This is a genomic window from Methylocystis sp., from assembly GCF_051061285.1.
Classification (GTDB): Bacteria; Pseudomonadota; Alphaproteobacteria; order Rhizobiales; family Beijerinckiaceae; genus Methylocystis.
Genome location: NZ_JBPFEA010000018.1, coordinates 43,548 through 67,114, shown reverse-complemented (window position 1 = coordinate 67,114; position 23,567 = coordinate 43,548). Strand labels below are relative to the sequence as shown.

Annotated in this window: 22 protein-coding genes; 11 read left to right on the top strand and 11 right to left on the bottom strand. The window is 63.3% G+C overall.

The genetic code is table 11. The annotated features are described in order from the left end of the window. Window positions 1–59: 59 nt before the first annotated feature. From dnaA to coaBC, 6 genes are all read right to left on the bottom strand, one after another. On the bottom strand, window positions 60–1,562 hold the full coding sequence (gene dnaA / locus ACR65T_RS06410; protein ID WP_434495697.1) for a chromosomal replication initiator protein DnaA: 1,503 nt from the start codon (window positions 1,560–1,562) through the stop codon (window positions 60–62). Window positions 1,563–2,492: 930 nt separating this feature from the next. After that, window positions 2,493–2,765 (bottom strand): 30S ribosomal protein S20, encoded by a 273-nt coding sequence (rpsT, locus tag ACR65T_RS06405; protein WP_014893140.1) that lies wholly within the window; start codon window positions 2,763–2,765, stop codon window positions 2,493–2,495. A 115-nt stretch (window positions 2,766–2,880) separates the two neighbouring features. Then, window positions 2,881–3,654 carry an enoyl-CoA hydratase gene (locus ACR65T_RS06400; RefSeq protein WP_434495696.1) on the bottom strand — a complete coding sequence of 258 codons (774 nt, stop codon included), beginning with the start codon at window positions 3,652–3,654 and terminating at the stop codon, window positions 2,881–2,883. 44 nt (window positions 3,655–3,698) lie between these two features. Further along, window positions 3,699–4,145 (bottom strand): RrF2 family transcriptional regulator, encoded by a 447-nt coding sequence (locus ACR65T_RS06395; RefSeq protein WP_434495729.1) that lies wholly within the window; start codon window positions 4,143–4,145, stop codon window positions 3,699–3,701. Continuing rightward, window positions 4,145–4,606 (bottom strand): dUTP diphosphatase, encoded by a 462-nt coding sequence (gene dut / locus ACR65T_RS06390; protein ID WP_434495695.1) that lies wholly within the window; start codon window positions 4,604–4,606, stop codon window positions 4,145–4,147. The genes ACR65T_RS06395 and dut overlap by 1 nt, the downstream gene beginning before the upstream one ends. After that, window positions 4,603–5,820, bottom strand: coding sequence for a bifunctional phosphopantothenoylcysteine decarboxylase/phosphopantothenate--cysteine ligase CoaBC (coaBC, locus tag ACR65T_RS06385; protein WP_434495694.1), 1,218 nt, complete (start codon window positions 5,818–5,820; stop codon window positions 4,603–4,605). The genes dut and coaBC overlap by 4 nt, the downstream gene beginning before the upstream one ends. A 428-nt stretch (window positions 5,821–6,248) precedes the next feature. Between coaBC and ACR65T_RS06380 the strand changes: the two genes are divergently transcribed. From ACR65T_RS06380 to ACR65T_RS06360, 5 genes are all read left to right on the top strand, one after another. Beyond that, the gene (locus ACR65T_RS06380; RefSeq protein ID WP_434495693.1) at window positions 6,249–6,803 is read left to right on the top strand and encodes a DUF3124 domain-containing protein; all 555 of its coding nucleotides are present in this window, start codon (window positions 6,249–6,251) and stop codon (window positions 6,801–6,803) included. A gap of 43 nt (window positions 6,804–6,846) precedes the next feature. After that, window positions 6,847–7,986 (top strand): DNA replication/repair protein RecF, encoded by a 1,140-nt coding sequence (gene recF, locus ACR65T_RS06375; RefSeq protein WP_434495692.1) that lies wholly within the window; start codon window positions 6,847–6,849, stop codon window positions 7,984–7,986. Between the two features lie 97 nt (window positions 7,987–8,083). Beyond that, window positions 8,084–9,922, top strand: a complete 1,839-nt coding sequence (recQ, locus tag ACR65T_RS06370; protein WP_434495691.1) for a DNA helicase RecQ — start codon at window positions 8,084–8,086, stop codon at window positions 9,920–9,922. A 179-nt stretch (window positions 9,923–10,101) separates the two neighbouring features. Further along, window positions 10,102–12,546, top strand: coding sequence for a DNA topoisomerase (ATP-hydrolyzing) subunit B (gene gyrB, locus ACR65T_RS06365; protein WP_434495690.1), 2,445 nt, complete (start codon window positions 10,102–10,104; stop codon window positions 12,544–12,546). An 8-nt stretch (window positions 12,547–12,554) separates the two neighbouring features. Further along, window positions 12,555–13,400: a trypsin-like peptidase domain-containing protein gene (locus tag ACR65T_RS06360; RefSeq protein ID WP_434495689.1), complete on the top strand. Its 846-nt coding sequence runs from the start codon at window positions 12,555–12,557 to the stop codon at window positions 13,398–13,400. A 186-nt stretch (window positions 13,401–13,586) separates the two neighbouring features. On the opposite strand, the gene ACR65T_RS06355 is transcribed toward ACR65T_RS06360, so the two are convergent. After that, window positions 13,587–13,859, bottom strand: a complete 273-nt coding sequence (locus tag ACR65T_RS06355; RefSeq protein ID WP_434495688.1) for a ribbon-helix-helix domain-containing protein — start codon at window positions 13,857–13,859, stop codon at window positions 13,587–13,589. Between the two features lie 224 nt (window positions 13,860–14,083). On the opposite strand from ACR65T_RS06355, the gene glyA reads away from it, so the two are divergent. From glyA to ACR65T_RS06340, 3 genes are all read left to right on the top strand, one after another. Continuing rightward, the gene (gene glyA / locus ACR65T_RS06350; RefSeq protein ID WP_434495728.1) at window positions 14,084–15,343 is read left to right on the top strand and encodes a serine hydroxymethyltransferase; all 1,260 of its coding nucleotides are present in this window, start codon (window positions 14,084–14,086) and stop codon (window positions 15,341–15,343) included. Window positions 15,344–15,351: 8 nt separating this feature from the next. Beyond that, a complete protein-coding gene (locus ACR65T_RS06345; protein ID WP_434495687.1) occupies window positions 15,352–15,666 on the top strand; it encodes a (2Fe-2S) ferredoxin domain-containing protein in 315 nt (104 codons plus the stop codon). Between the two features lie 78 nt (window positions 15,667–15,744). After that, complete coding sequence (locus ACR65T_RS06340; protein ID WP_434495686.1) at window positions 15,745–16,002, top strand: hypothetical protein; 258 nt, start codon at window positions 15,745–15,747, stop codon at window positions 16,000–16,002. Between the two features lie 37 nt (window positions 16,003–16,039). Here the strand turns inward: ACR65T_RS06340 and ACR65T_RS06335 are convergent, their stop codons facing one another. Further along, window positions 16,040–19,321, bottom strand: a complete 3,282-nt coding sequence (locus tag ACR65T_RS06335) for an efflux RND transporter permease subunit (RefSeq protein WP_434495685.1) — start codon at window positions 19,319–19,321, stop codon at window positions 16,040–16,042. Between the two features lie 20 nt (window positions 19,322–19,341). Next, window positions 19,342–20,478: an efflux RND transporter periplasmic adaptor subunit gene (locus ACR65T_RS06330; protein WP_434495684.1), complete on the bottom strand. Its 1,137-nt coding sequence runs from the start codon at window positions 20,476–20,478 to the stop codon at window positions 19,342–19,344. Window positions 20,479–20,496: 18 nt separating this feature from the next. Between ACR65T_RS06330 and ACR65T_RS06325 the strand changes: the two genes are divergently transcribed. Continuing rightward, the gene (locus ACR65T_RS06325; protein WP_434495683.1) at window positions 20,497–21,054 is read left to right on the top strand and encodes a GYD domain-containing protein; all 558 of its coding nucleotides are present in this window, start codon (window positions 20,497–20,499) and stop codon (window positions 21,052–21,054) included. A 325-nt stretch (window positions 21,055–21,379) separates the two neighbouring features. Continuing rightward, on the top strand, window positions 21,380–21,646 hold the full coding sequence (bufA2, locus tag ACR65T_RS06320) for a BufA2 family periplasmic bufferin-type metallophore (protein WP_434495682.1): 267 nt from the start codon (window positions 21,380–21,382) through the stop codon (window positions 21,644–21,646). 88 nt (window positions 21,647–21,734) lie between these two features. Here bufA2 and ACR65T_RS06315 read toward each other — a convergent pair whose 3' ends face one another. Together ACR65T_RS06315 and ACR65T_RS06310 are read right to left on the bottom strand one after the other, a co-directional pair. Further along, complete coding sequence (locus ACR65T_RS06315) at window positions 21,735–22,418, bottom strand: NrsF family protein (RefSeq protein ID WP_434495681.1); 684 nt, start codon at window positions 22,416–22,418, stop codon at window positions 21,735–21,737. A 4-nt stretch (window positions 22,419–22,422) separates the two neighbouring features. Further along, a complete protein-coding gene (locus ACR65T_RS06310; RefSeq protein ID WP_434495680.1) occupies window positions 22,423–22,998 on the bottom strand; it encodes an RNA polymerase sigma factor in 576 nt (191 codons plus the stop codon). Between the two features lie 284 nt (window positions 22,999–23,282). On the opposite strand from ACR65T_RS06310, the gene ACR65T_RS06305 reads away from it, so the two are divergent. Beyond that, on the top strand, window positions 23,283–23,561 hold the full coding sequence (locus ACR65T_RS06305; protein WP_434495679.1) for a BufA1 family periplasmic bufferin-type metallophore: 279 nt from the start codon (window positions 23,283–23,285) through the stop codon (window positions 23,559–23,561). Window positions 23,562–23,567: the final 6 nt, after the last annotated feature.

The window sequence follows — 23,567 nt, the reverse complement described above, 5'->3', positions numbered from 1 at the left end:
GACGTGCGCCCGGCGGATCGCGTCACGCATGACGCGTGAACCCCGCCGAGCGCCGCAGTCTACTGCTCGCTCAATATGCGCTTCAGAAGTTCGATGACTTCGGCGAGCCCTTTGTCCTTGGCGGCGAGCTCCTCGATTTTCCTCACCGCGTGCAGCACCGTGGTGTGATCGCGGCCGCCAAACCTACGGCCAATCTCCGGCAGCGAGCGCAGCGTCAGCACCTTCGATAGATACATGGCGATCTGCCGAGGCCGCACCACATTGGCGGTGCGTCGAGACGACAGAATATCGGAGCGCGAAATATTGTAGTGGCTCGCCACGAGCTTCTGAATGTCGTCGATCTTGACGCGTTTGGGGTCCTGTGTGCGCACGAGATCGCGAATGGCCGATTCCGCGGTCTCGACGGTCAGCGGCGCGCCGGTCAGCGTGGCGTGGGCGAGAAGCCGATTAACGGCGCCCTCAAGATCACGGCCGTTGGTCGCGATCGTCCGCGCGACGTAGGAGATGACCTCCGGCGGCACATGGAAACTGGATTGCGACTCCTTCGCCGATGCAATGCGCGCGGCGAGGATCTTGATGCGCAAGGACTCGTCCAGCGGGCCGATGTCGACGCAAAGCCCGCCCTTGAATCGCGACAGCACGCGCTCATCGAGCGTGTCGAGCTCCGACGGCGGCCGGTCGGCGGCGACGACGACCTGACGGCCGGCGTCAATCAGCGCATTCAGGGTGTGGCAAAATTCCTGCTGAATTGATTTGCCTTGGAGAAACTGAACGTCGTCGATGATCAGCACGTCGATTCCGCGCAGCTTCTCCTTGAACGCCAGCGACGTATGCGTGGTCAGCGACGAGACGAAGCCGCTCATAAAGCGCTCGGCCGTCAGATAAATCGTATGGCGGCGGTTGTCGTTCGACGCATGCGCGAGCGCCTGCAGGAGATGCGTCTTGCCGAGCCCGACCGCCGCATGGGCGTAGAGCGGATTGAACATCGGAAGATCGCCGGAGCGCGCCTCCGCAACACGGCAGGCGGCCGCGTAGGCGAGCTGGTTCGATGGCCCGACGAGAAAGGTCGAGAAGGACAGCCGACGATCAAGCGGCGAGCCGACGAATGCGTCGGCGTCGTGACGCAAGGTCATCGGGCGAGCGGCGCGGCGCGCATTTCCTTCGTTGGCCGCTTCGAGAGCAGGCGCGAATGACGCGACGGCGCGCGCGACGCAGTGCGGCGTGTTGGACTCGACCTGATCTGCGCCGTCTTCACGCGAGCGCGCTTTGCGCATAGGCGAACGTACGTCGATGACGACTCGCTCGACTTTCGAGAATTCGCTCGCGACGCGCGCCTTGATGCGCGGCGCATAGTGCGACTGCACCCAGCTTTTCAAGAATTTGGTGGGCACCGTCAGATGCACCGCGCCGCCGTCGATACGCTCGAGCTCCAATCGCGTGAACCAGGAATTGTAAACCGCGTCGCCGAGGTCGCTCCTCAGTCTGTGTCGGACTCGGTCCCATTTCGAGCGATCTTCAGCGGTTACTCCGTCGTCTGCCAATTGTTCTCTATGATCGGACATATCAGACCTTTTTTCCGAAACGAGCGCCAGAAAGGGAGCCCCCGGGCGAATCTCGCCGCTGGCGCTGATCGAAAGGAACCTAGTTGGATCGAGTAATTGCCGCCGCGAACGGCGCTAAATCAGCACTCTTGGAGGCGGCCCAATCGCGAGCCGCGCGCATCTGCCGACGTTGGCCTCCTGCGTGACACAGACGCCGCAATACGCCGCGAGCGACCGCGTATTGATGCGATCGTTGACGCTGCGCACTCCCTGGACTGTCTCGGCCAACCGCCCCTTCGCCATGGCAAAGTCTCCCCTCGTCCGGGATCAGCGAGAATCCCGGATTGATACGCGTCGCAGGAAACGGAATTTACTCTACGCCCTTGCGAACTGATCACTTGAGTTTTCAAGCCGAACGGCTGGAAGGCGGCAATGCGTCTAGCTCTGTGGGCCCATCCGCGCCGGGGAACGCATGTCGTTCCCCCTATTGCGCGCCCATGAAAAACTGACGCCGACCGCCCTTCGTTCGACCCTTCGAAGCTACACGTCAGCGCCATCGCGCGCAACGACGCTCGCAATTAAATCTGTCATAATGATTGGGCTTTTGTCGCGCGGCGCCGTGAACTTTCTTCATCTTCGGCGATAAGCCGATGATTCGCCGCTCTTAAAATTCCGCGGGTGACATGCGCGTCGGGGCGACCGCCGCGCGCCGGACAAGCGCCAAAAATAGTGTCAAGTGCCCGAGCTATTTCCCGTTCGTGACAGCTTGATTGCAAGAGATTGAATCGGGAGAATTTTGAATGATCACGAATTATTGCTGCGAAAAAAAATTCCTGGCCGTGTCATCTGCGCTTCATGCGACGAATTGCCGTCGCCGTCCTGCGCAATAAAAAAGCCCGGCTCTCGCCGGGCTTCAAAAATGCTGCGTCCACGTTACGCGCGGCGAATTTTCTACGCCTGTGCGGCGAGCGCCTTCACGCGCGCGGTCAGTCGCGAAACCTTTCGCGAGGCCGTGTTCTTGTGAATGACGCCTCGCTGCGCGGCGCGCATCACGATCGGCACGGCATTTTGCAGCGCGTCCGCCGCCACCGAGGCGTCGCCCGAGGCGATCGCCTCCTCAACCTTGCGCACAAAAGTGCGCATGCGGCTGCGACGCGCCCGATTGACCGAAGTGCGGCGGGCGATCTTGCGAACGGCTTTCTTGGCCGAACTCGTATTGGCCATGCTTTGCGTGTCCTTGAAAGTGACGGCGATGCCGCCCAAAAACCAAACGGCCGCGAAATCGCGGCCAAGTGGCGTGGTTTATAAGCGCGACGGCCGCCTTTCGTCAATGGCCGCCCTATCGATTGGCGAAGGTCGGCTTCCGCTTTTCCACGAAGGCGTTCATGCCTTCCTTTTGATCGCCCGTGGCGAAAAGTGAATAGAAAAGCCCTCGCTCATGTCGGATTCCCTCGGCGAGCGTCGATTCAAAAGCGCGATTGACCGCCTCCTTGGCCATGAGAACCGCGGGAAGCGACATAGACGCGATCGTCGCGGCCGTCTTGATCGCCTCGGCGAGAAGATCGGCGGCCGGGACAATCCGCGCGACGAGGCCGGCGCGCTCGGCCTCCTCGGCGCCCATCATCCGACCCGTCAGTATGAGATCCATCGCCTTGGCCTTGCCGACGGCGCGGGTCAGCCGCTGCGTGCCGCCGGCGCCGGGAATCACGCCGAGCTTGATTTCCGGCTGGCCGAATACCGCCGTGTCCGCCGCGAGAATGAAGTCGCACATCATCGCGATTTCACAGCCGCCGCCCAGCGCGAAGCCAGAGACGGCGGCGATAATGGGCTTGCGGGCCCCCGCCACGACGTCCCACCGTCCGATGAAATCGTCGAGAAAGGCGTCAACGAAGCCCTTGTCGCGCATCTCCTTGATGTCCGCGCCAGCGGCGAAGGCCTTCTCGGAGCCGGTGAGGACGACGCAGCCGACGCCGTCATCGGATTCAAACTTCGCGAGCGCGTCGTCGAGCTCGGCGATGAGCCGCGCGTTCAGCGCGTTGAGCGCTTCGGGCCGGTTGAGACGGATCAGTCCGACTCGGCCCTGCGTCTCGACTGCAATCGTGTCATAAGTCATGCGCGCCACCTCGCCAGTCCAGCGACTTCGCCGGCTCGCGCGCTTCATATCTCAAAATCGCCGCTCGCGTCCGCCCTTTCTCCAAAACCAAGCGTGACCGCGCGGGCGTGCAGATCGTCGAGCGTCACGGCGTCCAGTTGCCGCAGCGCGCTCTCTTCCGCTTCAGCGATGATCGGCTCCAGCACCGCCGAGAGCAGCGGCGGCGCCACGTCCGGCTCCTCCTCCTCTTCAGCGCGCAAGGCGACGCGAACGATTTCGCCGACGGAGAGACGGCGCCTCTCACGCGCCAGCGCATAGCCCCCCGCTGGCCCTCTTACGCTTTTGAGAATTCCCGCTCTCACCAACGCCTGCAGGACCGTCTCCAATCGTCGCGGAGGAAGATCGTGACGCGCGGCGAGCTGTTTTGACGACACCGGCCGACCACGCGCATGAAGCGCCACGTCGAGCGTCGCCATGAGCGCGAAGCGAGCGGTGCGCGGCAGGAGCTTCATCACGCGCCTTCTCCGGTCAGTCCCGTCGACCCGAAGCCGCCCGCGCCGCGCGTCGTTGCGTCGAGATCGTCGACCTCCTCAAGCGTCACATGCGTCACCGGCGCGATCACGAGCTGGGCCATGCGCATGCCGCGAACGATCTCGAAGGGCCGCCCCCCAAGATTGATCAGCAGCGTCTTGATCTCGCCGCGGTAGTCGCTGTCGATGGTGCCCGGGGCGTTGAGCACGGTGACGCCGTGCTCAGCGGCGAGGCCCGATCGCGGGCGAACCTGTCCCTCATAGCCTTGAGGCAGAGCGATCGAGAGCCCTGTGGGGATGAGATCGCGGGCCCCCGGCTCCAGCACCAGCTTTTGCCCCGGCGCTAGCGCGGCGTGGAGATCAAGGCCCGCTGCGCCTTCGCTGGCATAGGCCGGGAACGGCAGACCATCGCCGTTCGGCAGTCGGCGGATCGCGACTTTCATGACGCTTCGCCGATCATCTGCGCGAGGCGCGCCACGAGCCGCTCGGCGACGTCTTCCTTGCGAAGCCGCGGCCAGTCTTCGACGCCCCCTCGCGAAACGAGATGGGCCTCATTCGTGGCCCCGCCAAATACGCCGGTCCCCTCGCTGACGTCGTTGGCGACGATGAGATCACATCCTTTTCGGGCGAGCTTTTCCTGCGCGTGGCGGATAAGGTCGCGCGTTTCCGCAGCAAAGCCGACGACCAAGCGCGGACGGTTCGGTCCGCGTGAGACGCTCGCAAGAATGTCGGGATTTTCGACAAGCGACAGGCTTGGCGCGCCGCGCGCGCCTTTCTTGATCTTGTCGACCGCCGGCTCCGCGCGCCAATCGGCGACAGCCGCCGCGGCGACGAATATATCCGCCGGAAGCGCGGCCTCTGCGGCGGCCAGCATGTCTCGGGCGCTCTCTATATGTATGGTCTCGCAGCCGGACGGATCTGAGAGGGCGACCGGCCCTGAGATCAACGTCACACGCGCCCCTGCGCGCGCCGCCGCCGCCGCAATGGCGTGCCCCTGCCGCCCTGAGGAACGATTGGCGATGTAGCGAACCGGATCGATCGGCTCATGGGTGGGCCCGGAGGTGACGACCACATGCAGCCCTTCGAGCGCGCCGCCGCGCGTCAGCAGGCCTTCGGGCGCGGGCAGCCGAGTGTCCTGCTGCAGCGCGGTCTCGATCGCTTGGACGATCTCCAGCGGCTCGCTCATGCGCCCGGGTCCATATTCGCCGCAGGCCATGTCGCCGACGTTTGGGCCGACAAACCAGGCCCCGTCGCCGTGCAGCGTCGAGACGTTACGCTGGGTTGCGGGGTGAAGCCACATGCGCACATTCATCGCCGGCGCATAAAGAACGCGCTTGTCGGTCGCGAGCAGCAGAGTGGTCGCCAGATCGTCGCAGAGACCGCGCGCCGCGCGCGCGAGGAGATGCGCCGTCGCGGGGGCGACGACGATGAGATCAGCGTCCCGTGACAGCTGAATATGGCCCATCTCCTGCTCGTCGGTTGCGGAGAAGAGATCGTCGTAGACTTTTTCGTTCGCCAGGCTGACGAAGGCGAGCGGCGTCACGAACTCCTTGGCCGCCGCCGTCATGACGACGCGCACCCGCGCGCCGCGCTCGCGCAGACGCCGCACGAGATCAAGCGACTTATACGCGGCGATCCCCCCGCCGACGATCAGCAAGACGCGTTTAGCCTCGAGGCTCCGCGCACAACCCACGCCCGCCACTGAAAAAACTCCGATCGCCGCAGGCGGAGAATACAGATTTTATGCGTAAGGCCAAACGACTTCGCTCATCCGTGCGGGAAAGCCTTTCCGCACGCAAGGAATGCTTGCGCGATCATTCGTCGCTCCACGACAAGATCGCGAGCGACGCTTGCCGGCGTCCCCGCCGACAAGCACGGCCTCTCCCGGTTGAAACGCGGCTTCGCGGGCCTCCAGGAGCACCGAAACCCGTAAAAGGCTCCAGCGATGCGACGCCGCGTCGCGCATGCCAACAGTCGGCCTCCAAGCGGCCTCCACGGCGAATGACATTCGATTAGACCTTTCGCAGCGCGATGCTAGTGTGCGCCGGCGCCGCATATGTCGAGTCGAAAGGAAAAGGTGTGCGCATGCCGCTTAGCCTTGCCCCGCGTGTTCTTGCCCCGCGTGTTCTTGCGCTCGCTCTCGTCGTGAGCGCCTTCGTCACGGAGTGCCCGGCTCGGTCGCCACTGTCGTCGGCTCAGCCCGTCATCGTCAGCCCCGACGCCACGACAGCCGCTCCGGCGGAGAAACTCGCGCTTCGCGGGCGCACGCTCATTCCGCTGCATTCGACGCTTATCGGGCAAGGCGGCGTGACGCGGCTGAACTTCTCCGGCGCGCTCTCGATCCACAACGCCTCGGCGACGAATATTCTCGCGATCGAAAAGATCGAATACCGCAACGGCTCGGGTCAGTTGATCGAAAGCTACCTGAATGATCCCATCTATCTGAAGCCTTACGCCTCACTGCAGGTCACCATCGCGCAAGACGACGTTCGCGGCGGCACCGGCGCCAGTTTCACGGTCGACTGGTCAACGGCGCAAGGATCGGACGAACCCTTGATCGAAGCCGTGATGACCTCCTACACAGGTCCCCACAGCTACGCCATCCTCTCGCCGGGCCGCCGCGTTTCCCGGCCACAATGATCGCTCACGCGAAGGCGCCGCGTCGCTTTGACGCGACGGCGTCATGATGACCCTTGCAACAAGAAGCGCGCCGCGTGTGCGCCGCCTGACGCTCAGCGACTTCCGCTCCTATGCGGCGCTCGATTGCCGCTTCGAGTCGACGATCATTGCGCTTTTTGGCGAGAATGGCGCGGGCAAGACCAATCTGCTTGAAGCGCTGTCGTTGTTCTCGCCGGGCCGCGGTCTGCGCCGCGCGGAACTCGCCGAATGCGCAAGACGCGGCGGCGCCGGCGGTTTCGCCGTCTCGATCGAAGTCGACAGCGACGGCTCGGGGACCCAGCTCGGCCATGGTCTGACTCCGTCAGGCGAACGCCTTTTTCGCATCGACCGCGCGCCGGCGTCTTCGGCGCGGGCCTTCGCCGATCATGTCCGGGTGCTCTGGCTCACGCCGGCGATGGATGGGCTTTTCTCGGGCGCAGCCGGGGAAAGACGGCGCTTTTTGGATCGGCTGGCGCTCGGCGTCGACGCCGAGCACGGCGCGCGCGCCAATCGGCTGGAGCGGGCGCTGCGCAACCGCAACCGGCTTCTCGAAGAAGGCGTCGCCGACCGGCGCTGGCTCGACGCCGCCGAGCAGGAGATCGCCGCGCTCGGCGTCGCCGTGGCCGCGGCGCGGCGCGAGACCGTATCAAGGCTCGTCGCGCTGATCGCCGCAGGACGCGACGACGCCTCGCCCTTTCCTTGGGCGGACGTGACGATCGAGGGCGAGCTGGAGCGACGGCTGGCGCTCGATCCGGCGCTCGTGGTGGAGGAGTGGTACCGCGGCGAACTCGCCGCGTCCCGACGCCGTGACGCCGCCGCCGGACGGACGCTGATCGGTCCGCAGGCGAGTGATCTCGCGGTGCGCCACGGCCCGAAGAACGAGGCGGCTCGGGCCTGTTCGACCGGCGAGCAGAAAGCCCTGTTGATGGGACTGACCCTGGCGCATGCGAAGCTGATCGGCGCCATGACCGGACAGGCGCCGCTGGCGCTGCTCGACGAAGTCGCCGCGCATTTCGACGCGAAGCGCCGCGAAGCCTTGTTTCAGGAGCTTGAAACGCTCGGCGGGCAGATATGGATGACGGGCGCGGACCCGGCGCTGTTTGCGTCATTACAGGGACGCGCCCAGCTCTTGCGGGTAACGCCCGGGAAAGTGGAGGAAGCCTAGCCCTCCCCAGTAATGACCCAAGCTCCATCAACCTGGCGCGTCCGCCAGCTTGAGTTCCTGATCGCCGCTGCGTCCTTGCCTATGCTATCCCGCCGCCATGGCCATGCTTCCCCCGCAGGCGCGCGCCCTGCTCAAATCCATTTTCGGCTATGACGACTTCCGCCCCGGTCAGGCCGAGATCATCGCCGCCGTGCTCCAGGGCGGGCCGGTGCTCGCGGTCATGCCGACCGGCAGCGGCAAATCGATGTGCTATCAGCTTCCCGCGATCATGGAAGGCGCGCTCACGGTGGTCGTCTCGCCGCTCATCGCGCTGATGCGCGATCAGGTGCAGCAGATGCGGGCGCTCGGCATTGCGGCGGCGACGCTCAACTCCATGAACGGCGCGGAAGAGAATGATGAAGCCCGCCGCGCGATGCGAGACGGCGCGTTGCGGCTGCTCTATGTCTCGCCCGAGCGCCTGATGATGGACGGACTCATCGCCGATGTGCGCCGCGCCGGGGCGCGACGCCTCGCCATCGACGAAGCCCATTGCGTTTCGGAATGGGGCCATGATTTCCGTCCCGAATATCGCGAGATCGGTCGCGCCGCCGAGGCGCTCGGCGACATCCAGGCGATCGGCCTCACCGCTACGGCCGACGCCGCGACGCGCGAGGACATCGCCAGGAGACTTTTTTCCTCGCCGCCACAGCTCTTCCTGCACAGTTTCGATCGGCCCAACATAGCGCTTAATTTCGCTCTGAAGGACCAGCCGAAACGCCAGCTCTCGCACTTTCTCGAAAAACACAAGAGCGAAAGCGGCATCGTTTATTGCTCGTCGCGCAAGCGCACCGAAGACCTTGCGTATTACTTTCAGGAGCAAGGTTACGACGCGCTGGCCTATCATGCGGGGATGGATCAGGCGGCGCGCAATCGCAATGGCGACCGTTTCCTGCGTGAAGACGCCGTCATCGCCGTCGCGACCATCGCCTTCGGGATGGGCGTCAACAAGCCGGATGTGCGCTTCGTCGCGCATGCCGATATGCCGTCGTCCGTTGAGAGCTACTATCAGGAGATCGGGCGCGCGGGCCGCGACGGGCTGCCGGCCGATACGCTGACGCTCTACTCGCTTGACGACATGGCCTTCCTCCGCCGGCGCATCGACGAAAAGGACGTGAGCGAGGAGCGCCGCCGCATCGAGCACGACCGCTTCTCCGCGCTGGCCATGCTGTGCGAGACGCCGCGCTGCCGGCGCCAGACGCTGCTCGCCTATTTCGCGGAAGAAGCCGCGCCTTGCGGATGCTGCGACGTGTGTCAGGGCAAGGTCGCGGTTTTCGACGGCGTCATCCCGACGCAAAAGGCGCTCTCCGCCATCTATCGCACCGGCCAGCGCTTCGGCGCCGGACATATCGCAGACGTGTTGAGAGGCGAAGCGACGGACGCCGTGCGCCGGCATGGGCATGACGCGATCAAGACTTTCGGCGTCGGAAAGGAATTTTCCAAATCGCAGTGGTCGTCGATCATGCGTCAGCTCTTCGCCGCCGGCGCGCTGCGAACCGCAAGCGCGGAACATAGCTCGTCGAAAGACGGGCGTCCTTACGGACGCCCTATGGGCGGTTTCGCGCTGACGGCGAAAGGCGAGAAGATCCTCTTCGGCCGCGAGACGATTATGCTGCGCGACGATCCGCTGACGCGCAGCGACCGCCGCAAAAAAGCCGCCGCCGGCCTCGACGAGACGACGGACCGCATTCTCGCGGCCCTCAAGCGCAAGCGGCGCGAACTGGCGCAGGAGGAAGGCGTGCCGGCCTATGTCGTCTTCGCCGATCGCACGCTGATCGACATGGCGGAAAAGCGGCCGGCGACGCTCGACGACATGCTCGCGGTGCACGGCGTCGGCGAGAGGAAAGTCGCGCGTTACGGCGACGCCTTTCTCGAAGCCTTGGCGGAGGCGCTGCGTTAGCTTTCTGCCCGGCGCCCAGGCATAACCCTGGCCGGGAAGCCGGCGCGGGCCCGCCGCCCGCCGGAAAGGCGGTGAAGCCGCCCGAAAGCGCAGTTATTTCCGTGCATTTTGCAACCATTCCGGGGTAAAATCGGCCTTCTCGAATCGAGGGTCGTTCGACCCCCCGACGAATAGGTCACATGAACGAAGAAACCGAACGGAACGACCCCGCGGAATATGGCGCAGGGTCCATCAGGGTGCTGCGTGGCCTCGACGCCGTGCGTAAGCGTCCCGGCATGTATATCGGCGACACGGACGATGGCACCGGCCTCCACCACATGGTTTACGAGGTCGTCGACAACGCTATCGACGAGGCGCTCGCCGGCCATGCCACCCATGTCGACGTGACGCTCAACGCAGACGGCTCCTGTACGGTCTTCGATAATGGCCGCGGCATTCCGACCGACATCCATCACGAGGAAGGCGTCTCAGCGGCCGAAGTGATCATGACGCAGCTGCACGCCGGCGGAAAGTTCGACCAGAACTCCTACAAGGTTTCTGGCGGTCTGCACGGCGTCGGCGTCTCCGTGGTCAACGCCCTCTCCGTGTGGTTGAAGCTGCGCGTCTGGCGCGACGGCAAAGAACACGCAATCGAGTTCGCCAACGGCGACGCGGTCGCGCCGCTCGTCGTCGTGGGCGATGCGCCGGTCGTCGGCGGCGCGCCCAAGCGCGGCACCGAAGTGACGTTTCTGCCCTCCCCCGCGACCTTCACGATGACCGAGTTCGACTTTGCGACGATCGAGCATCGGCTTCGCGAACTCGCCTTTTTGAATTCCGGCGTGCGCATCGTTTTGACCGACGCGCGACACGCGGAAGTCAAGCGCGAAGAGCTTTATTACGAGGGCGGGCTCGAGGCTTTCGTGCGCTATCTCGACCGCGCGAAGACGCCGCTCGTCTCGGCGCCGATCCTCATTCACGGCCAGCGCGACCAAATCAACGTCGAAGTCGCGCTGTGGTGGAACGATAGCTATCACGAAAATGTGCTGGCCTTCACCAACAACATTCCGCAGCGTGACGGCGGCGCGCATCTCGCTGGATTTCGCGGCGGGCTGACGCGCCAGATCACCGGCTACGCCGAATCCTCCGGCCTCGCCAAGCGCGAGAAAGTCGATCTCACCGGCGATGACTGCCGTGAAGGATTGACCTGCGTTCTGTCGGTGAAAGTGCCGGACCCGAAATTCTCCTCGCAGACGAAGGACAAGCTCGTCTCGTCGGAAGTGCGTCCGGCCGTCGAGAATATCGTCAACGAATTGCTCGGCCAGTGGCTGGAGGAGCATCCGGCCGAAGCCAAGACCGTCGTTTCCAAAGTCTGCGAAGCGGCGGCGGCGCGCGAAGCGGCGCGCAAGGCGCGCGAGCTGACGCGCCGCAAGGGCGCGCTCGACGTCGCCAATCTTCCGGGCAAGCTTGCCGACTGCCAGGAGCGCGATCCGGCCAAGGCCGAACTTTTCATCGTTGAGGGCGACTCCGCCGGCGGCACGGCCAAGCAGGGCCGCAATCGGGAATTCCAGGCGGTGCTGCCGCTGCGCGGCAAGATCCTCAATGTCGAGCGCGCGCGTTTCGACAAGATGCTGTCGTCCGAACAGATCGGCACGCTGATCACCGCGCTCGGCACGGGCATCGGCCGCGACGAGTTCAGCGCCGACAAGCTGCGCTATCACAAGGTCATCATCATGACGGACGCGGACGTCGACGGCGCCCATATTCGCACGCTGATCCTGACCTTCTTCTATCGGCAGATGCCGGAGCTGATCGAGCGCGGGCATATCTTCATCGCGCAGGCGCCGCTCTACAAGGTGATGCGCGGCAAGTCGACGCAATATCTGAAAGACGAACGCGCGCTTGAAGACTATCTGATCGAAAGTCTGCTCGACGGCGCCGTGCTGCGCACCGGCTCAGAGGATCGCGCCGGCGCCGACTTGCGCCAAACGCTCGAAGATACCCGCGCGTTCCGCAACGTGATGCTGAGCCTGCATTCGCGCTATGACCGCGCCGTCGTCGAACAGGCGGCGATGGCCGGCGATCTGACTCCGCAGACAGATGAAGCAGAGGCGAAGCGCTACGCTGACGACATCGCGCGACGCCTCGACGCGATTTCGGAGGAGACCGAACGCGGCTGGTCGGGCGAGATTCGCGACGGCGGGCAGAGTCTCGAATATGTCTTCAAGCGCACGCTGCGCGGCGTGACGCATGCGGTGACGCTCGACGCCTCGCTGTTAAATTCCAGCGAGGCGCGCAAGCTGCATGAGCGCGCCGAATGCCTGCGCGACGTTTTTGCCGGGCCGGCGACTCTGATCCGGCGCGGCGACGAGGCCCCGCTCTCCGGGCCGCTCGCGCTTTACGACGCGATGAACTCGATCGGCCGCAAGGGCCTCACTATTCAGCGCTACAAAGGCCTTGGCGAGATGAACGCCGAACAGCTCTGGGAGACGACTCTCGACCGCGACGCGCGTTCGCTCCTACAGGTGAAGGTGAAGGAAGCCGTGGAGGCGGACGACATTTTCGTCAAGCTGATGGGCGATGTCGTCGAGCCGAGGCGCGAATTCATTCAGGAGAATGCGTTGAGCGTAGCGAATTTGGATGTGTGAGACTTGGTATGCAAAAACTCAGTGGCGGAGTTTCGCTTTCAACCAAGTGCTCGAGGATTGCTCAAAAAATTGAAATGTTAAGACGCCAGTTTGACGGGTCTTGGCTAGTTTGCGCAACAGCAACAGGAAGCTATTGGATATATGACGAAAAGTGGTACCTGATCACCAACTGGCACAATTTGACGGGGTGCGACCCAGAAAAAGAAACGGCGCTGTCCTCATCAGGAGCAGTTCCAACCCACGTCAGAGTGCGCTTCCTACATAATATTACGGTCGACGGTAAGAGCGCGTTTGGATGGAGCACTCACGAACTGAGCCTATACGAAGAGGACGGGAAACCGCTTTGGTTCGAGCATCCAGTTTTCGGACGAAAAGTTGACGTTGCAGCACTCGCCATCTTCAATTACGACCCAACAGACGCCACAGTAGCATCTTTGGCAGTTAATAAGCATGATGATTGGTTCGACTTAAGGCTCAACCCGGGTGACGACTGTTTCGTGCTCGGGTACCCGGGAGGATACAGTGGAGGATTCCATTTCCCTCTCTGGAAAAGGGCATCAATTGCGAGCGAACCTAGCATTGATCTTGACAGTCTTCCGAAGCTACTCGTCGACACCGCGACACGCAAGGGAATGTCCGGCGCGCCTGTGGTTGCAATATCCAATGGCTGGCATGTGCCGAAAGGTAAAGATATTAACGATGCCGTCTTTGGAAGAGTAGAGAAATTCATCGGAATTTACTCCGGCCGAACCGATGCCGACGAAAATCTTAGCATCGGGACCGTATGGAAGGAGCAAGTCATTGAGGAAATTATCCGCAAAAAACATACAGGTTTCAATCCATTGCAACCATAAAGATTTCCGAGCCTTGGCGTGAATAGAGCGCCCTTGCACACACACTCCACCTACTTCACCGTCGCCTTCTCCGCCGATCCCGAACTCGCTTCGGCCATCGCCGACGAGCTGCAGCGCCTGCAAGACGGCATATAACTCATCGCGTCCGAAAAATATCGTCGCCCGCCGACCGCTGAATGAACGCCTTCATGCTTTCTTCTTTTGGCCCGCGCGCGCCTTGGCCGAAGCGACGGCGTCGTTCCGCAATCGCGCCCAGAACTCCTTCGACAAGGGGACGCCCTCGCCGCTCGCCAATCCTTCAAGCAACAGCGTCTCAAGCCGCGCGTCGCGTTCCTTTGCTTGCGCCTCGCGCAGCAGGCTGCGAAAATATTCGCTCACGTTTCCATAGCCCTTGTCGGCCAGTTGATCTTCGACGAATTTCTTGAGCGACTCTGGAAGCGAAATCGTCACCGTCGCCATCGCTTTCTCCCAACTTTCGGATAAACTCTTATCTATTAGTAATAGATCATAACTAGGCGCGCCGCCAGCGCCGGGCGACCCCCGCTTCCGCTATCCCTTCCATGAGCGGACGCAGCGACGCGCCCCCGACAGGCCCGAATACGGCGTCTAGCGTCGATCGATTTTCCCGGAGGGCGATGTTAAGGGGAAGAAATCCATCGGAGATCGAGAGTGCTTTGTCTGCGATTGCGGCCCTACACGATCACTACTTCACCGCCGGCCTGTCCGCCGACCCCGAACTCGCCGCGGCCATCGCCGGCGAGTTGCGCCGGCAGCAGGACTGCATCGAGCTGATCGCCTCCGAAAATATCGTCTCGCGGCTCGTGCTGGAGGCGCAGGGCTCGGTCCTCACCAACAAGACCGTCGAGGGCCTCCCCTATGCGCGTTACTATGGCGGCGCGCACTTCGCCGACGCCATCGAGGCGCTCGCGGTCGAGCGGGCGAAGAAGCTGTTCAAATGCCGCTTCGCCAATGTGCAGCCGCATTCAGGCTCCAACGCCAACGCCGGCGTGTTTCTCGGCCTGTTGAAACTCGGCGATGCGATCCTCTCGATGAATGTCGCCGCCGGCGGCCACATCAGCCATGGCCATCCGGCGACTCTGACCGGGCGCGACTACAAAATCGTCTCCTATGGCGTCAGCCGCGAGTCCGAACGCATCGATCTCGACGAGGTGCGCGATCTCGCGCGGCGCGAAATCCCGCGCATGATCATCGCCGGCGGCTCGGCCTATGCGCGGGCCATCGATTTTGCGTCGATGCGCGCGATCGCCGATGAGGTCGGCGCCTATCTCCTCGTCGATATGGCGCATTTCGCCGGCCTTGTCGCGACCGGCCTCTATCCCGATCCCCTCCCCCACGCGCATGTCGTGACGACGACGACATACAAATCGCTGCGCGGCGCGCGCGGCGGCATGGTTCTGTGGAACGACGAAGGCCTGAGCAGCAAGATCAACGCCGGCATATTCCCGGGCGTGCAGGGTTCGGTGCTGCTGCATGGCGTCGCCGGCAAGGCGGCGTGCCTTGGCGAAGCCATGCGTCCGGAATTTACGGCCTACAACCGCGCGGTGATCGACAATGCGCGGGCGCTGGCGCGCGCGCTTGCAGACGCAGACCTGCGCATCGTCACCGGCGGCACGGATATGGGCCTGCTGCTCGTCGATCTTGCCGCGCGCGGTTTGACTGGCGATGTCGCCGCCAAAGCGCTGGAGCGCGCCGGCCTCGCCGTCAACAAGAATATGATCCCCTTCGATACGCGTCCGCCCGAGGCGCCGTCGGGCCTGCGCCTTTCGAGCAATGCCGGAACGACGCGCGGGTTCGGCGTCGCCGAATTCGAAGCGATTGCGGGATGGATCGATCGCGTGCTGAAAAATCCGAAGGATGCCCCGTTGATCGAAGCTGTCCGCAAAGACGTCGCGGCGCTCTGCACGCAACACCCAATCTATTAGGCGCGCTCGTGAACGCTGGCCCCGTTCGTCTTCTCGTCTGCGTCGGCCCGCGCTGCGACGCCGAAGGGAAAGGCCGCACGCTGCTCGCGTCGATCGAGACGTCTTTTGCGCAGGCCTTTTCGAAGGAGCTGGCATCCGGCTGTATCGTTATTGCGACGCGCGACTGTCTGCGACTCTGCACGCGCGATCCCGTCGTGCGTTTCGAACCGTCAGGCGACGCCCTGTCCAATCCCTCGCTCGACGAACTCTTGCGTCTCACCCGCGCCGCCCTTGCCGAGCAAGCCCTCGCGCCAACGCGACGTTCTGATTACCAAGCTCCGTAAACTCGTCTTGCTTTTCCAGTGAACGGTTCTACGCTAAATTTCGCGCACTATAAAACGCATAGGTGTAAGAGGAACAACATGCGTAAACTCATTCCGTTTTTGCTTCTCTTCCCGTTTCTCCTGGCGTTCGCCGCGACCCCTGCCTCCGCTCAGGGCACGTCGCAGGAACGCTCCGACTGCATGGGCGACGCCTTGCGATTCTGCAGCTCCGACATTCCTTTCGTCGAAGAGATCGAAGCCTGCCTGGGCGACAATGTGGCGCGACTGAGCCCCGCCTGCCGCCGTGAGTTCGGCCCGACGCAGAGCACGAAGCTGCGCGAAGAACATTTCCGATAAGTCTGCGCCAGGCGCGGCTAAGTCTGCGCCACCTTGATCATTGCAGCCTGCGCCGAAGGCCGTTGAGCCACCTCTTGGCTTGGCCCAGATCAATCTTTTTTGCTTCCTGCAAGCCGATTTCCTGCGCGAAACTCCCGTCCGACCTTACAGCCGCCGGCGTGGACTCGCGGGCGCTCGCCGATTGGAAATAACGCGCGAAAATGCGCACGACCACATAGAAGGTCGGCGTGAACGCGAGGCCGAACAGCGTCACGCCGAGCATGCCGAAAAACACCGCCGTGCCGATCGACTGACGCATTTCGGCGCCCGCGCCCTGCGCGACGGCGAGCGGCAGCACGCCGAGAATGAAGGCCAGCGACGTCATCAGAATGGGCCGCAGGCGCGTGCGGGCGGCGGTGACGGCGGCGTCGAATTTGGATTGGCCGGCGTCTTCCGCCTGCTTGGCGAATTCGACGATGAGAATGGCGTTCTTCGCCGCGAGGCCGATCAGCACGACCAGCCCGATCTCGACCAATATGTTGCGATCGAGCCCCCTTGAGACGACCCCGAGCATCGCCGCGAGAATGCACATCGGCACGATGAGGATCACCGAAACCGGCAAGAGCAGGCTCTCATAGAGCGCGGCGAGCAGCAGAAAGACAAAAATCACCGCGAGGCCAAACGCGACGGCGGCGGTGTTTCCGGCAAGCTTCTCCTGCAGGGCGATTTCGGTCCATTCGAAGCCAAATCCCTGCGGCAGCTTCTCCGCCGCGAGCTTCTCGACCGCCGCGATGCCCTGCCCGGAGGAGACGCCGCGGGCGAGATTGAGCTGCACCTCGGCGGCCGGATAGAGATTGTAGCGCGGCACGCGGAACGCGCCCGTCGTGTCGCGGAAGGTGGCGACGGCGCCGATCGGCGCCATCGCGCCCGAGGCGCTGCGGGTCTTCAGATTGGCGATGTCGCGCAGCGTCAGGCGAAAGGGATCATCCGCCTGCGCCATGACGCGGTAGGTGCGTCCGAGGACATTGAAGTCGTTGACGAAGGTCGAGCCAAGATAGACCGAGAGCGTCTCGAAAACGCGCGAGACCGGCACGCCGATGAGTTCGGCCTTCGTGCGATCGACGTCGGCGAAGATTTGCGGCGTGCGCGTGTTGAACAGCGTGAACGCCTGCGTGAATTCTCCTGACTGACCAGCCGCGCCAGCGAGCGTCCACGTCGCGTTTTCGAGCGCAGGAAGTCCGCGCCCGGCGCGATCCTGCACATAGCCCTTAAGGCCGCCGCCAGTGCCGATTCCGGGAACCGAAGCCGGGGCCAGCACGAAGACGAAGGCGTCGTTCAGCTTGGACAGCTGGCCGTAAAGGTCGGCTTGAATCTGCGCCGAGGACAGCCCCTTCTTTGCGCGTTCCTCGAAGGCCTCCAACGTGACGAAGATCACGCCGGTGTTCGGCGCATTGGTGAATGTCGCGCCATCGAAGCCGGTGAAAACGACCGCGTCCTTGACGCCCGCACGTTTCAAAATAATGTCGGTCGCCGCGCGCATGACCTTGTCCGTGCGATCGAGCGTCGCCCCGGGCGGCAATTGAAAAGCGGCGATCACATAGCCGCGATCGAGTTGCGGAATGAGGCCGGTCGGCGTTCGGCGCAGCAGATCGAAGGCGAAAAAGATGAGGATCGCGTAGACGGCGAGCATGACGACGCCAAGCCGCACGAGACGGCCCGTCGCCGCGCCATACGCCGTCGAGACCCTGTCGAACGCGGCGTTAAAGGCGTCGAAGAAGCGGCGCAGCGGCGCATGCGCCCAGCTCAGCCGATGCGTCTTCTCCTCCTCCTCGACATCATGCGGCTTCAACAACATCGCCGCCAGCGCCGGCGACAGCGTGAGCGAAACAAAGGCTGAAATCAGCGTGGCGCTCGCGATGGTGATGGCGAATTGCTTATAGAAGGCGCCTTGCAGGCCGCTGATGAAGGCGGTGGGGATGAACACGCCGCAGAGCACGAGCGCGATCGCGATCAGCGCCCCGCCGACTTCATCCATCGTCTTGTGCGCGGCTTCCTTGGGCGAGAGCCCTTGCGCGAGATAGCGCTCGACATTCTCCACGACGACGATCGCGTCGTCGACGACGATGCCGATGGCGAGCACCAGACCGAAGAGCGAGAGCGTGTTGAAGCTGAGGCCGGCGGCCTTCATCACGGCAAAGCTGCCAATCAGTGAAACCGGGATCGCCGCCACGGGAATGATCGCCGCCCGCCACGTCTGCAGGAACAGGATGACGACGAGGACGACGAGGACAATCGCCTCGAGCAGCGTATGGACGACTTCGTCCACAGACTGCTGGATGAATTCGGTGGGATTGTAGACGACCGTGTAATCGACGCCGGCGGGGAAATTCTTCTTGAGCCGCTCCATCTCCTGCTTGACGGCTTCGGCCGTCTGCAAGGCGTTCGAGCCGGGACGCTGAAAGATGCCGAGCGCCGTCGCAACGTCGTGGTTGAGATAGGCGTTGAGCGTATAGTCCTGCGCGCCGAATTCGATGCGCGCAATGTCGCGTAGATAAATCTGGCCGTCGGCGTCGGCGCGGATGACGATGTCGCCAAATTGCTCCGGCGTGCTGAGCCGTCCCAGAGTCTGCACCGAAAGCTGGAAGGCGCCCGCCGAGGCCGCGGGCGGCTGATTGACCGCGCCCGCGGCGACTTGCAGATTGGCGCCGCGCAGCGCGGCGATGACGTCGCCCGCCGTCAGATCGCGCGCCTCGACTTTCGCCGGATCGAGCCAGACGCGCATCGAATAGTCTCTCGCGCCAAACAGGCGCGCGTCGCCGACGCCGTCGATCCGGGCGATGGCGTCCTTCACGTATAGCGTCGCGTAGTTCGAAATATATTGCTGGTCGCGCGAGCCGTCGGGCGACAGCAGATGGACGACCATCATCAGGTCCGGCGAGGCCTTTTTCACCACGACGCCGAAGCGCGTCACCTCCTCTGGCAACCGCGGATTGGCGATGGCGACGCGGTTCTGAACGAGCACCTGCGCGAGATCGATGTTGACGCCCGGCTTGAATACGACGTCGATCGACACGCGTCCGTCGCCGGTCGATTGCGACGTGATGTAGAGCATGTCGTCGACGCCATTGACCTCCTGCTCGATGGGCGAGGCCACGGTCTCGGCGATCACGTCCGCCGACGCGCCCGGATAGGTTGCGCTGATGTTCACCGTCGGCGGCGCGATTTCCGGATATTCGGAGACGGGAAGCGCGCCTTGCGCGATCGCTCCCGCAAGCGTCAGAAGCACAGAAAGCACCGCCGCAAAAATCGGCCGCTCGATGAAGAAGTGCGAAATGCGCATAGCGTTCCTGATCTCGACGTCTATCGGTCGCTGACCGCGACAGGCGCTTCCTTGATCTCGCCTTCCTTGGGCTGGACGGTCGCCCCGGACCGCACCATCGGATTTGCGAGCCCGCCGATCACGATCCGATCCTTCGCGTCGAGGCCGGATTGGATCACGCGCAGACCATTGTGAATGGGGCCAAGACTCACGGATTTGGCGATGACCTTGTTATCATCCGACACGACAAGCACGGTCTTGCTCGTCTGATCGGAGACGACGGAAGCATCGGGAATGAGCAGAGCGGAGACGTCGCCGCCGAACAGGCGCAGGCGACCGAAGGTGCCGGGCGTCAGAAAATAGTCCTTGTTGTCGAAGACGGCCCGGCCACGGATCGTGCCGGAGCGCCGATTGAGCTGATTGTCCACGAAGTCCATGACGCCGCCGCGAGTCCACTCCGTTTCGTCAGCAAGCCGCACGGAAACGCGATTTTTGAACTCGCGCGAAGTTTCCTTCTGGCGCTCCGCTGAGCGCGCATAGCGAATGTAGTCGGCCTCCGAGGCGTCGAAAATGAAGTGAATGGGATCGAGCGTCACGATCGTCGTGAGCAAAGTCGCATCCGCCTGTCCGCCTTGAACGAGATTGCCCGAATCGACGCGACGGTCCGACACGCGCCCGGCGATCGGCGCGCGAACCTGCGTCCATTCCAGATTGAGTTCCGCGTTGCGAAGCGCGGCTTCGGCGCTCATGACCTGCGCCTTGGCGATATCATTGCTCGCTTTGCGCTGATCGACGTCGCGCGCGGTGATGGTGCGGCCCTGCGTCATCTCCTGCGCGCGGGCATAATCGCGAGTCGACGCTACGGCTTGCGCCTGCGCCCGAGTGAGTTCCGCACGCGCGCTGTCGACCGCGATCTGATACGGCCGCTGATCGATGACGAAGAGGACGTCGCCGGCTTTGACGAACTGCCCATCGGTGAAATTGATCTTCTCCAGAGCGCCGGAGACGCGGGCGCGCACCTCGACCTGCTTTAAGGCCTCGAAACGACCCGTATATTCGTCCCAGCGCGGGATCGTCCTGGCGAGCGGGCGGGAGACCACCACTTCGGGGGCTGGACCCTCTGCGCGCGCGCCCACTGATTGGGCGAGAAACACCAACGCCGCGAGCGTTTTAAACACTGCGCTTACGACTCTCCCGTGACCATCGCCGCCGCGCGCCGCCACAAAAGTCAACAGCATCTCACCTCCGGTTTTGACATTCGCATTAAACCGGCCATTCTTGACCGGCGCATAACGCAGGGACGACCTAAGGGCAGCGCTCCCAGAAGGCAATCGCGCTCTGCAGCGCCTTGCCGCCCCGCGTTGCCAAGCATTGCCGAAACGCGCAAACTGCCGCCTCCGGACGAAGGAGCTAAAAACATGCCCTTGTTCCTGGCGCAGTTTGCCTATTCTCCTGCCGCTTGGTCCACCTTCATCAAGGCGCCCCAGGATCGCGCCGCGGCTTCAGAAGCGCTTCTCAGGCACTTCGGCGGCCGCCTCATCGGATTATATTACACGCCCGGCGCAGAATATGACGGATTTGCGCTCTTCGAAGCGCCCGATGAAACCACCGCCGCGGCTATTGAGATCGCGGACGTCGCCGCAGGGCATCTGAGCCGCAATCGCCTCACCAGAGTATTCTCGGCTGACGAGACGAGCGCGATGCTCCTGCAGGCGGCCACCGCCCCGAGCATGACGCCTAAAATAACGGCGTAGGATTCCGGCCTCAGACGCTTTTCGCACATCAATAGCCGTTCAGCGGCAATTCGAGGCACGGCGCCGCCGTGTCGGCCCACACGTCTGCGCTGCGCGCGCATTCGCTGCGCGCGCATTCGATCAGCGCCATCTCGCCGTACGCCTTGCTCGGCGGTGGGCGCGTCGCTCCGCCGGCGCGGCCGCAAAAGGAGAAGTCAGCGACGCGGCGCCCGTCCCTCGGGGAGTCTCGGCTGTAACCTTATTCGTCGCCGCGACGAATAGCGTCCGCAGGTTCCCAAAGAACCTGGAACGCTCGTCCTGCGAGCTGATTTTCAAGGAGATGGAAATGAACGTCAAAGTCGTTTCGGGCGCCTCAATGGCCGCCGCGGCGATCGCCCTGGTTCTGAGCGGCGCGGCCCCGGCGCCGGCGCTCGCCAAAAAAATGAGCAAGTCTGTCCATTGCAGCGGAATCAATTCATGCAAGGGAACCAGCTCCTGCAAGACTGCGAACAACGCCTGCAAGGGCATGAACTCCTGCAAGGGTCAGGGGTGGCTGCCTGAAAAATCGGCAAAGGCTTGCGAGGCGAAGGGCGGCAAGGTCGCCGAGATGTGAGCCACGCGGCGCGGACGGGTGCGCTTTCTTCATCCGTTCCGCGCCCTTCATCCGTTCCGCGCCGTTTTTCAATTTCCGGACCGTAAGATTAGCGGCGATGCGCTTGAAAAGAGGCGATCAACTCGTCGCGCATGGTCCAGTGCAGGAGCGCCCGGCCGAACAGCGAGGCGATTCCCGTCAGCAGGATGACGGAACCGAACTGCCAGATGCAGACCGACACTGCCGCGTCCTGTCTGAAGGATAGACGTAGCGCCGCCGCCGCCATGGCCGTCGATGCGAGCGCGGCAAGCCCAATCGTCACGAATGGCGCGATGGGCGCGCCGCGCCTGACCATCGAAAGTATCAAAACCGCCGCCGGGATGCTGATGGCGAGAATGGTGGGCAGGCAATAAATGTCCGAATGCGAGAGGAGACCTGACAGGCCGAAGGCGTCGACGTCCCTCCAACATCCAACGGCGAGCGCGCCTATCCAGATCAAGAAGAAAAATCCGGCGGCGAACCGCTCCCAGATCGGGCGCGCCGGACAGCCGGCGCTGAAGGCGCCCGCCGCGGCGACGACGCTCGTCAGGAACGCCGCGGCCAATTCCGTCGCAAACTGCGGGTCGGCAAGCTTGGCGACAAAGTCGGGCCTCACCCCCATCGCCGCCACAACGATCGCGACATAACAAAGCGACACCGCGAACCAAACGAGCGCGCGCCACGCAGGATGTGGGATCGGGCGTATCGGCGCGCAATTGTCGGTCAGGGCTTCGATCAGGTCTTGGTTCAACATTCGCCTAGCCATTCCGCTCCAGGGCCTGCCGCATCGCTTTGATCGCTCTATGGATTCCGACTTTCAGCGAACCGACGCTCTTCCCCGTGGCCTGAGACGCTTCGTCCAGCGAAAGACCTTGGATCTTGATCAGTTCGATCGCCTGGCGCTGGCCAGCCGGCAGGATCGCCATGGCTCTACGAAGGGCCTCGCGATCATCCCTCGTCTCTTGTTCGGATTTCGCGCCGTCGCCGTCAAAGGTTTCAGGCAAAATATCGACCGTCGTTTCGTTGGCGCCTCGCGCGTAACGGCTTCGCGCGGCGTCGGCGACGCGCCGCGCCGCGATGGTCATCAGCCAAGGCGTAAACGGACGCCGGCGATCATAGGTCTGGCGCACCGTGTGAATGGACACAAGGATTTCCTGAACCACGTCTTCCGTGTCATGCGCGTTCGGCCATCTTCGCATGACGAACCGGCGCAAAACGGGAAAGAGATCGGACAAGAGCTCGCCATACGCCGCGTGATCGCCGTCCTGCGCCAACGCCATTAGCGCGCGCCAGCGGCTTTCCCGGTCGTTCGAGGTATCGCTCAATTCGCTCATGTCCACTGCGAATCTGAGTTGCCGCTCCGCCGCTTCCGAGGTCGATATCGACTCTGCGCTGGAGCGGGGAGTCCGCTAGCGATCATTTTAATCGATCATGCGGCGGCGCGCCATCTCGCCTGACTTGCTCGTGCAGAGGAACACAGACTGTAACCTTTGACGCCGTCGCGACGAATTTGACCCTCGAGACGGCGAACGGTCATCTTGTATTGCACGTCGAATACGTCAGACTTCAACCGATCGCCGTTTATGGATGAATCGGACGCAAGCAGAGGGAGATCAGAATGTCAGACAGGAAACTTTGCGCCGCCTTTGCGATCGCGGGCGCCTTTGCGACGGCCGTCGCTCTGGCTGAAACGGCTAAGGCCGCGAACGACCAAGAAAAGTGCTTCGGCGTTTCCTTGAAGGGCAAGAATGATTGCGCGGCGGGCCCGGGAACCAGCTGCGCAGGAACGTCAAAGACCAATTATCAAGGCGACGCATGGAAATATGTTCCGAAGGGCACGTGCACGTCTATCGTAACGCCCAAGGGCAAGGGCAGCCTCGAGCCGATTTCGCACTGAGGCCAG

Excerpts from the sequence above, each read along its gene's own strand:
- ACR65T_RS06335 (WP_434495685.1), bottom strand. The coding sequence starts at position 19,321 with ATGCGCATTTCGCACTTCTTCATCGAGCGGCCGATTTTTGCGGCGGTG.
- ACR65T_RS06305 (WP_434495679.1), top strand. The coding sequence starts at position 23,283 with ATGTCAGACAGGAAACTTTGCGCCGCCTTTGCGATCGCGGGCGCCTTT.
- ACR65T_RS06380 (WP_434495693.1), top strand. The coding sequence starts at position 6,249 with ATGCCGCTTAGCCTTGCCCCGCGTGTTCTTGCCCCGCGTGTTCTTGCG.
- rpsT (WP_014893140.1), bottom strand. The coding sequence starts at position 2,765 with ATGGCCAATACGAGTTCGGCCAAGAAAGCCGTTCGCAAGATCGCCCGC.
- ACR65T_RS06395 (WP_434495729.1), bottom strand. The coding sequence starts at position 4,145 with ATGAAGCTCCTGCCGCGCACCGCTCGCTTCGCGCTCATGGCGACGCTC.
- ACR65T_RS06310 (WP_434495680.1), bottom strand. The coding sequence starts at position 22,998 with ATGAGCGAATTGAGCGATACCTCGAACGACCGGGAAAGCCGCTGGCGC.
- gyrB (WP_434495690.1), top strand. The coding sequence starts at position 10,102 with ATGAACGAAGAAACCGAACGGAACGACCCCGCGGAATATGGCGCAGGG.
- recF (WP_434495692.1), top strand. The coding sequence starts at position 6,847 with ATGATGACCCTTGCAACAAGAAGCGCGCCGCGTGTGCGCCGCCTGACG.
- ACR65T_RS06355 (WP_434495688.1), bottom strand. The coding sequence starts at position 13,859 with ATGGCGACGGTGACGATTTCGCTTCCAGAGTCGCTCAAGAAATTCGTC.
- dnaA (WP_434495697.1), bottom strand. The coding sequence starts at position 1,562 with ATGTCCGATCATAGAGAACAATTGGCAGACGACGGAGTAACCGCTGAA.
- bufA2 (WP_434495682.1), top strand. The coding sequence starts at position 21,380 with ATGAACGTCAAAGTCGTTTCGGGCGCCTCAATGGCCGCCGCGGCGATC.
- ACR65T_RS06315 (WP_434495681.1), bottom strand. The coding sequence starts at position 22,418 with ATGTTGAACCAAGACCTGATCGAAGCCCTGACCGACAATTGCGCGCCG.
- ACR65T_RS06360 (WP_434495689.1), top strand. The coding sequence starts at position 12,555 with ATGCAAAAACTCAGTGGCGGAGTTTCGCTTTCAACCAAGTGCTCGAGG.
- dut (WP_434495695.1), bottom strand. The coding sequence starts at position 4,606 with ATGAAAGTCGCGATCCGCCGACTGCCGAACGGCGATGGTCTGCCGTTC.
- ACR65T_RS06340 (WP_434495686.1), top strand. The coding sequence starts at position 15,745 with ATGCGTAAACTCATTCCGTTTTTGCTTCTCTTCCCGTTTCTCCTGGCG.
- ACR65T_RS06400 (WP_434495696.1), bottom strand. The coding sequence starts at position 3,654 with ATGACTTATGACACGATTGCAGTCGAGACGCAGGGCCGAGTCGGACTG.
- recQ (WP_434495691.1), top strand. The coding sequence starts at position 8,084 with ATGGCCATGCTTCCCCCGCAGGCGCGCGCCCTGCTCAAATCCATTTTC.